At 48.0% G+C, this 8,767-nt stretch carries 8 protein-coding genes; 1 reads left to right on the forward strand and 7 read right to left on the reverse strand.

Annotation, left to right across the window (positions count from 1 at the left end; translation table 11 throughout):
- Nucleotides 1-252 precede the first annotated feature (252 nt).
- The 5 genes from alaS to GVI43_RS12265 all read right to left on the reverse strand — a co-directional run bounded on the left by alaS (nucleotide 253) and on the right by GVI43_RS12265 (nucleotide 5,577).
- The gene (gene alaS / locus GVI43_RS12245) at nucleotides 253-2,880 is read right to left on the reverse strand and encodes an alanine--tRNA ligase (protein WP_159567144.1); all 2,628 of its coding nucleotides are present in this window, start codon (nucleotides 2,878-2,880) and stop codon (nucleotides 253-255) included.
- A gap of 144 nt (nucleotides 2,881-3,024) precedes the next feature.
- The gene (locus tag GVI43_RS12250; RefSeq protein ID WP_159567145.1) at nucleotides 3,025-3,492 is read right to left on the reverse strand and encodes a regulatory protein RecX; all 468 of its coding nucleotides are present in this window, start codon (nucleotides 3,490-3,492) and stop codon (nucleotides 3,025-3,027) included.
- A gap of 30 nt (nucleotides 3,493-3,522) precedes the next feature.
- A complete protein-coding gene (recA, locus tag GVI43_RS12255; RefSeq protein WP_211959092.1) occupies nucleotides 3,523-4,581 on the reverse strand; it encodes a recombinase RecA in 1,059 nt (352 codons plus the stop codon).
- A 93-nt stretch (nucleotides 4,582-4,674) separates the two neighbouring features.
- Nucleotides 4,675-5,160: a nicotinamide-nucleotide amidase gene (gene pncC / locus GVI43_RS12260; protein ID WP_159567146.1), complete on the reverse strand. Its 486-nt coding sequence runs from the start codon at nucleotides 5,158-5,160 to the stop codon at nucleotides 4,675-4,677.
- Between the two features lie 240 nt (nucleotides 5,161-5,400).
- The gene (locus tag GVI43_RS12265) at nucleotides 5,401-5,577 is read right to left on the reverse strand and encodes a hypothetical protein (protein WP_159567147.1); all 177 of its coding nucleotides are present in this window, start codon (nucleotides 5,575-5,577) and stop codon (nucleotides 5,401-5,403) included.
- A 328-nt stretch (nucleotides 5,578-5,905) separates the two neighbouring features.
- Between GVI43_RS12265 and GVI43_RS12270 the strand changes: the two genes are divergently transcribed.
- Complete coding sequence (locus GVI43_RS12270) at nucleotides 5,906-6,097, forward strand: SymE family type I addiction module toxin (RefSeq protein WP_159567148.1); 192 nt, start codon at nucleotides 5,906-5,908, stop codon at nucleotides 6,095-6,097.
- A gap of 40 nt (nucleotides 6,098-6,137) precedes the next feature.
- On the opposite strand, the gene GVI43_RS12275 is transcribed toward GVI43_RS12270, so the two are convergent.
- Nucleotides 6,138-6,494: a hypothetical protein gene (locus GVI43_RS12275; RefSeq protein ID WP_159567149.1), complete on the reverse strand. Its 357-nt coding sequence runs from the start codon at nucleotides 6,492-6,494 to the stop codon at nucleotides 6,138-6,140.
- Nucleotides 6,491-8,767, reverse strand: a 2,277-nt coding sequence (locus GVI43_RS12280) for a VENN motif pre-toxin domain-containing protein (protein ID WP_211959093.1), incomplete at its 5' end; no start/stop codon positions are given. The genes GVI43_RS12280 and GVI43_RS12275, both read right to left, overlap by 4 nt.

Consider the following 8,767-nt stretch of genomic DNA (forward strand, 5'->3'; position numbering starts at 1 on the left):
CTTTTTTGTATTCAGCCCATTATCCACGATATACCCAAAGAACGTAAGCGATTATATCCATTAATCTAAACTATTAATGCTTACAAATGCTATGGATAATAAAGATAAGAACACGTATTTACTTAAATTTAGTCAACTTTTCAGATTTGCGCTACTTTATATGCAACGAAAAATATTTACTAAATGAACACGCCTTACTCAACAAACCGCGTTTTATCGTTCGACGTGTCCTGGGTACTTTATATTGGTAATTTATAGCTTCGCTGAAACCCAACTTTCAACCGTCGCCAGCGCTGCAGGCAGTGCGGTAACATCGCTACCACCGGCCTGAGCCATGTCAGGTCGCCCGCCACCTTTACCGCCAACCATCTGCGCTATAGGCGCGATTAGCTCACCGGCTTTCACCCGATCAATTAAATCTTTGGTTACGCCCACAATAAGGCTCACCTTATCGTCATGCACCGTCGCTAGAACAATGATGCCAGAACCCAGCTGGTTTTTAATATCATCAACCATGGTACGCAACATTTTAGGCTCAACGTTATGTAAATGGCTGACTAAAAGCTTCACGCCTTTCACATCAACCGCATTGCCTACTAACGATGAACTTTCTTTTGCAGCCTGTTGGTCTTTCATCTGCTGAAGCTCTTTCTCTACCGCTTTAGCATGTTCCAGCAGCGCTTTGACTTTTTCAATCAGGCTAGCGTTATCGCTTTTCACTAAAGAGGCAACTTCGCTCAGCACATCGCTTTGCTGATGCACGGCAACGATAGCATTCTCACCGGTAACGGCCTCAATCCTGCGAATACCGGCTGCAATACCTGATTCAGACGTAATTCGGAATAGACCTATATTACCGGTCGCATCAGTATGCGTACCGCCACACAGTTCGGTGGAGAAATCGCCCATTGAAAGCACGCGAACGTTGTCATCATACTTTTCACCAAACAGCGCCATCGCGCCTTTAGCTTTTGCCTCTTCCAGATCCATCACCTGAGTTTCCACAGATAAATTACGTCGAATCTGTTGGTTAACTAAATCTTCAACCGCCCGGAGCTGTGCTGGTTTCATCGCTTCAAAATGAGAAACGTCAAAACGCAGGTATTTGTCATTAACTAATGAGCCTTTCTGAGCAACGTGATCGCCCAAGACCTGACGCAAAGCCGCATGTAACAGGTGAGTTGCTGAGTGGTTTAAACGAATGCGACCACGGCGTTCTGCGTCAACCATCGCGTCTAAACTATCGTTAATGCATAATTCACCGCCAGTCAGGCGACCCACATGGCCGATAGCCTGCCCGTACTTTTGGGTATCCCGCACCTCAAACTGCGCTTTGCCTGACTTTAATATGCCGACATCGCCAACTTGACCACCTGACTCGCCGTAGAATGGCGTGCGGTCAAGGACCACAACCGCGTCCTGACCGGCGTGAATAGCATCAACCGGCTGGCCGTTAAGGAACAGGCCGATAACCTTAGATGACTGAACTAAATGCTCATAGCCGCTAAAATCAGTAGCGCTTTCCACGCGGATCATATTGCTATAGTCAACGCTGAATCCGCTGGATTCGCGAGCACGACGGCGTTGTTCTTCCATCGCTTTCTCAAAGCCTACTTCATCAACCTTGAGGTTGCGCTCACGGCATACGTCGGCAGTCAGGTCCAGCGGGAAGCCGTAGGTGTCATACAGGCGGAAAGCAGCGTCGCCGTTAAGGGTATCACCGCTTAACTTGCTTAACTCTTCGTCTAACAATGCCAAGCCGCGTTCTAAGGTACGGGCAAACTGTTCTTCTTCAGTTTTGAGCAGTTGTTCAACCATTACCTGTTGACGCGCTAACTCATCGGCCGCACTACCCATCACAGAAATTAGTGGTTTTACTAATTTGTAGAAAAAGGTCTCGGTCGCACCCAGCATATGACCATGACGAACCGCACGGCGAATAATGCGGCGCAGAACGTAGCCACGACCTTCGTTCGACGGCACAACACCGTCTGAAATCAGAAATGCACATGAGCGGATATGGTCGGCAATAACCCGTAGAGATTTGCTATCCGGGTCGCTCGCCTGAGTCACTTCTGCCGCTTTAGCAATTAAGGTACGGAACAGGTCAATTTCATAGTTAGCGTGAACGTGTTGCAGTACGGCGGCAATACGCTCTAAGCCCATGCCGGTATCGACTGAAGGTTTTGGCAATGGCAACATTGTTCCGTCTTGCTGACGGTTAAACTGCATAAATACAATGTTCCAGATCTCAATATAACGATCGCCGTCTTCTTCAGGCGACCCCGGAGGCCCACCCCAGATATGATCGCCATGGTCGAAAAATATTTCAGTACAAGGACCGCAAGGACCGGTATCGCCCATTTGCCAGAAGTTATCTGAAGCAAACGCCCCACCTTTGTTATCGCCGATGCGGATAATTCTTTCGCGCGGAACGCCGATTTCATCTGCCCAGATGTTGTAAGCTTCGTCATCCGTTGCGTAAACCGTTACCCACAGCTTCTCTTTTGGCAGATTAAACCACTCAGCGCCGGTCAGTAGTTCCCAGGCAAAGTTGATGGCATCATGCTTGAAATAATCACCAAAGCTGAAGTTGCCTAACATTTCAAAAAATGTATGGTGGCGAGCGGTATAACCTACGTTTTCTAAGTCATTATGTTTACCGCCAGCACGAACACAACGTTGGGAAGTCGTCGCCCGGGTATATGAACGCTTATCAAGACCGAGAAAAACGTCTTTGAACTGGTTCATTCCTGCATTGGTAAACAGCAGCGTTGGATCGTTATTGGGTACCAAAGAGCTGCTGGAAACAACTTGATGGCCTTTACTATTAAAGAAATCGAGAAACGCTTGACGGATCTCAGCGGTGCTCTTGCTCATATGGATTCCGATATCTGGCTAATAAAAAGAAGGCTATTTGTAAGTCAATCATCACCGGATTTATAGCAAAACGGGCGGCTTACAAATTAAAAGTAGCCATAAGATAAAATTTCTTTGATGGGAAGTAAATCGGCTAAGGCTTTATTATTCACAATCCGTAAAAACATACTGAATTTCGTCCTGCGTAAACCCTCGATAAGAGAGGTAACGCTGAACTTTAGATTTTGCCTTCCAGTCGGCTGGCAACGGCGAACCAAAACGGCGAATAGCTAAATCTTTGGCCATTTCAAACCAGTCCACGTCACTTTCAGACAGCGCCCGGCGAACCTCATCTCGACCAATACCCTTTTGCTGTAATTCAGACTGAATTCGTTGGGGACCATAGCCTTTACGGCTGCGACTCACGATAAAGCGTTGGGTAAACTGAACGTCATTAAGCCAGCTATGTTGATAGCAATATTCAATCACGTTATCGATGGATTCTTGCGAGACAGGAATTTTTTCTGTTGTGCGGTCAAAAGGAGAATGCGCCGCAAGCTTGCGACGCATCTCTTGCTCACTATAATCGCGTTGAGAAAGTAACCTCATAGCCCGCGGTAATAGTGAATTCATTTAGTTAATTCCTAGCTTAATGCGCGGAGATTAAATCTCTTCGCCTTCAGGTAGCTCTTCATCATCGTCAATCGAACCAGTAGCAACGGCAACAATCGGATTATTACCCAGCAGCAGCTCGCGTAAGCGCTTTTCTAAATCACTTGAAATCGCAGGATTCTCCTGTAAGAACTTCATTGAGTTAGATTTGCCCTGACCGATTTTATCGCCGTTATAGGCATACCATGCACCAGATTTATCAACCAGCTTGTGTTTCACGCCGAGATCGATCAGCTCGCTCTCTTTAGAAATACCAGTACCGTACAGAATTTGGAAGTCAGCCTGACGGAACGGTGCAGCAATTTTGTTCTTTACGACTTTAACGCGGGTTTCGTTACCCACAACCTCGTCACCGTCTTTAATAGCGCCTACGCGACGAATATCCAGACGTACGGAAGAATAGAACTTTAGTGCGTTACCGCCGGTTGTGGTTTCTGGGTTACCGAACATAACGCCAATTTTCATACGGATCTGGTTGATGAAGATAACCAGACAGTTTGCGTTTTTAATATTGCCGGTGAGTTTACGTAGCGCCTGAGACATCAGACGAGCCTGTAAACCAACGTGAGAATCGCCCATTTCGCCTTCAATTTCAGCCTTAGGCGTTAATGCGGCAACGGAGTCAATAATAATCACATCAACGGCACCGGAACGAACCAGAGCGTCGCAAATTTCAAGCGCTTGCTCGCCGGTATCGGGCTGAGAAATTAACAGATCATCAATCTGAACGCCTAGCTTAGTTGCATAGATTGGATCTAAAGCATGCTCAGCATCGATGAACGCACAGGTTTTTCCATCGCGTTGCGCTTGAGCAATAACGGATAAAGTCAGCGTTGTTTTACCCGATGATTCAGGCCCAAAGATTTCAACAACGCGGCCCATTGGTAAACCACCAATGCCCAGCGCGATATCCAAACTCAGGGAGCCAGTAGAAACAGACTCAACGTCAAGTGATTGGGTGTCACCCAAACGCATGATTGAACCTTTACCAAACTGCTTTTCAATCTGCCCTAGTGCAGCGGCAAGAGCTCTTTTTTTGTTGTCATCCATTATGGGACTCCATAGTCATAGATTAATTTGGGACTTTAATGTCTAAAGCGATAAAACGATTATACTGTATAATCATACAGTATCAAGTGAGTTTTACAGAAATTTTTCCAAGATAACCGATAAGGCATAGTAGACCGCCTGTTGGCGCACCTGCTGGCGATTACCAGCAAAGATTCTCTTGCTGGCCATTACCCTTCCGTCACGGCTGGCCCAACCGAACCATACGGTACCGACCGGCTTATTAAGCGTTCCGCCATCGGGCCCGGCAATACCGCTGACCGATACCGCAATATCCGCATTGGCCATTTTCAATGCGCCCATCGCCATTTCACGAACCGTAGGTTCGCTTACCGCCCCCCACTGCGCCAGCGTTTGCAGTTTCACCCCAAGCCAATCGTGTTTGGCTTGATTGCTATACGTTACAAATCCACGGTCAAAATAGGCAGAACTACCGGCAACATCAGTGATAGAGCCAGCAATAAGCCCGCCGGTGCAAGACTCAGCACAGGTCAGCCATTGACCCGTTTCGCTCAGTTTTTTACCGATTTTCACACTCAGTGCGTAAATTTTCTTATCCACCCGGCCCTCTCTTTTATGACCATAACGATTATTTGCTGCCGTTTTTAGCCTATCGAAACCGCGGTGACCAAATCAAGCCACTTAACTCAGGTTTGCTAAACGCATTCCATTTTCCCATATGGAACGATAAATCAAAATGGCGGTGGCCGACTATTTGTATCGGCCAAAACGTCATATCACTTAACTCTAGGCGCAAAAATAGACGCACAGCGACGTCTATTGGTGGGGGGTTACTGGAAATTAGCGATTATTGGCGGACAATACCGTGTATAAAGCGGCCAGTTTCTCATGCAGAATAAACTGGAGTGACTCCGTTAGCGAAGCCTCATCAAGGTTAATTATCGCAGAGACAAGGGCAAGGCACTGTTCAGCCAGTTCTAGCTGTTCGGTAGAGGTCGAATCAACGCTATTAAGCATGGGATTGTTCCCCGCTTAGCCGGTAACCGACTGAAACAGAAGATCGTTTATTCGATCTGGATCGAAAATTAGATCGGATGGAGAGTATAAATTTAGGACGAGTTTGGTTATGCTCATAAATAGCCATGGTGTTACCTCTTTTAACATTGTGGTTAGAAACCCCGTTAGTGTTAGCGCACTGCGGGGTTTTGCTTTTTGCGGGCAGAAAAACCGCCTGCGCAGATACTGTATATTTCCCCATAGGGCGGGTCAATTGGTGGAAAGGCTTTTTGGACGGGGAATTTTGGATTTTGGGGATGTATCGCAAAAAAATTAAATGATGGCGTAATTGCGCGAGAATAATTTCAGGGGCAGATCGGGTAGTTATTACGTAAGCGTTCACCATGAGAACCGCAGAACCCATCATCCCAGCCTGCATCTGAAGAGCGACTGGCTCGAAGAGGTCAGGTTTGCGACGAATACGCCGGTTACTGTGGCCATCGAGCAAGGGCAACTGGTGATCCGGGCTGTTACAGAGTAAACAGTAAGTAAAATCCCAGCCACAAGGGCTGGGATTTTACTTATTTCTTAGGATAATTATAGCGTTCGGGTATTTGATAACCTTCGGGGAGCGTTGGTAATTTAAACTCTTCGGACCAACCCACTTTTTCTATATCTTCGAATATATTTAAAAAGAAGTTCGATAAGTTAAGAGAGAAGATCCGAGCCATAACTAAGGCATACTTAGCAGTGTCCAAATCATTTTCTTGAATAGCATTAGTTAAAAGATCTAACTCTATCTGTAACTTAGCTAACTCGCCGCGTAATTCTTTATCCAAATCCAACTTATAATTAATGCTCCAATTATCGTCAGAGAAGCTGGAATTATGTTCAGCTAGAGCTTGGATTGCATTTTTAATCTTATTTATATTGGTCATTTTAATTTCCTACCCACAGCAGCATCAGTTTTAGTCTGATTTATAGTACCATCAAGGTTCAAAACCACTTTAAAATTACCTCTTTTATCAAAAACTTCTAGATGATTTTTGTGCTGACCATCTAGATAAAACTGGTCGCCTTTCTTGATATATTCACCAACATTTCCTGTTGCTTTATATACACTCTGCCCTTGATATTGTTGACTGCTTTTATGCGTACTTTCTTTGATATCACTCCCAAAACCAGGCTGATTCAGGAACTCGCCCATATTACCGATAGTACCTTTATTAGGCTCGTACCCACCCGCAATATAAGCAATATCATCAATACTTGGTTGCTCAGGAATTGGTGTTCCAGGTAGATTTCCAGTATCTGGAGCCCCCGTATTATTACCCGTATGATTCGGCCCGGTATCAACCTGACCATCATTATTACCGGTATGAGTCGGGCCTTGCCCCGGTAATTGATCTCCGCCTGTATTGGTTGGGCCTGACTCTACTATCTGATTGCCACCAGTATGGGTTGGAACATTCAGCCGGTCTCCCCACGTCACGCTCCCCAGTATCAGCCCGGCCATTCCTGCACCGCTCTTAATCTGAGCATCCAAATACACGATTTGCTCTGGTGACAGGTTTGCTATTTGCGCAGGATCTCTGGTAGCACCGGCTTTCATCGCTTCTTCTATCTGCGAATTAGTTAACCCTATGGATATCCCCATCTGATTCATGCCTGAGCGGCATGTCGCATTCTTAACACAGGATTCCAGCGCTTTCTCTCCGGCTTTGACTAGGGTACTTAAAGAGTTATTCTCCACCGCATTCTTCCCAGCTCCAGCCGCCGTAGCCACTGACTCCGAACTATCTCCAGCCACGCCACCAATCGCGCCTGCGGCTATCGACGACAGGGCTGCCACCGTTTTACGCTCGGCTTCCGTCAGTTCTTCTGGCTTTTTGCCCTCATACAGCTCTTTAATAATAATCTGTGCTATCAACTCACCGCTGGCTGCACCCGTAGCACCTGCCAGCGCGTTAGTACCTGAACCTTGCGCAACCGCCGCACCGACAATAGCATGGGCAATAGCATTGGCTACTTTACCTTCCGTATGCTTTTTCACTTCGTGAGCAAGATACGGTGCCGAAGCTGCCGCTGCCGCATTCCCCACGCTGCCGCCGCCCATGGCTACCGACAGCGCTGCACCGGCTGCCTGTATGGCACGGCCTACGTCGCTGCCGGTGCCATACTTCTTCATCTGAACTTCATATTCTTTCTGGTAAGCGGCGTTGTAAACCACGTTATAGGTGGCTTCGTTAAGCTGCTCCTGCGTCGGGTTAGTGATATTTTGCTTGGCCAAATCCTCTCGCGCCTGAGCCTGAATGGCCGGGTCTTTGGATGCGGCTTCTTTACCCGCATCCGCTTCTTCGGTCGCTTTATCCTGCGCGGCCTTCACGCCGATATTGGTGGCGATGGTCGTGACCTGCTGCGCAATCTCACCCGCCAGCGTAATCGCCGTTAGCTTGTTCTGCTCTTTCTCGGCGTCGAAGATTTTATCCAGCACGTCGTTGGCATTCTGCGTATCGTTGCTGAGCGCTGCCACGTCCTGCTGCTGGTTGGCTTTATCACGAATGGTGATATTGCCCGCCGCAATCGCCGAATTGGTGGTGCTCGAGGCTTTCTCGCCGTACATCACCACAATCGGCGTGGTCGGTACGCCCGGGAAGCCCATTGGCGCGCCGCCGCCGGTGCCGACGCTGATTGACATATGGCTGACGTCATACTCGGCCTTGTTCTTAATATCGCTCCAGCCGAGCGTGCCGGTGTCGAGGTTGTTCTTATCGGCGGTGGCCTCAGAGGCAATCACCGCGCCGTCGAGCTGGGTGTGGCCGCCAACGGTGATGTCATAGCCGCCCTTGCTGGCAAAAATACCGGCCTGCTCATTGACGCTGGCCCAGGTGCGGTCCATTTTGTCCATCACCAGACCCAGACTCATATCAAAGCCTGAGCCGTAGCTGCCGCTGACGTTGAGTGAAAAACTTTCGTAGCTGTAGTCGTCGGTATCCTGTAGCGACCTGACGGTCAGGTCGCGGCCGACGTCCATCAACACGCTGTCGCCTTTGGCCTGTGCGCCAATCAGGCTGGTATCGCGCCCGCTGATGATGCTGAGTTTATTGCCTGCATCAAGGGTGCTTTCGGTCCAGTAGAGGCCGTCGGCATTCATATTGCTCTGTGAGAAGTTGGCATCGGCAAAGACGCGGATACCGTTCTTACCCCCGCC

Origin of the sequence: Budvicia diplopodorum (assembly GCF_009800925.1) — a bacterium.
Lineage (GTDB): Bacteria > Pseudomonadota > Gammaproteobacteria > Enterobacterales > Enterobacteriaceae > Budvicia > Budvicia diplopodorum.

Bases quoted from the DNA above. Each gene is read 5' to 3' on its own strand.
- alaS (WP_159567144.1), bottom strand. From the start codon at position 2,880: ATGAGCAAGAGCACCGCTGAGATCCGTCAAGCGTTTCTCGATTTCTTT.
- GVI43_RS12250 (WP_159567145.1), bottom strand. From the start codon at position 3,492: ATGAATTCACTATTACCGCGGGCTATGAGGTTACTTTCTCAACGCGAT.
- recA (WP_211959092.1), bottom strand. From the start codon at position 4,581: ATGGATGACAACAAAAAAAGAGCTCTTGCCGCTGCACTAGGGCAGATT.
- GVI43_RS12265 (WP_159567147.1), bottom strand. From the start codon at position 5,577: ATGCTTAATAGCGTTGATTCGACCTCTACCGAACAGCTAGAACTGGCT.
- GVI43_RS12275 (WP_159567149.1), bottom strand. From the start codon at position 6,494: ATGACCAATATAAATAAGATTAAAAATGCAATCCAAGCTCTAGCTGAA.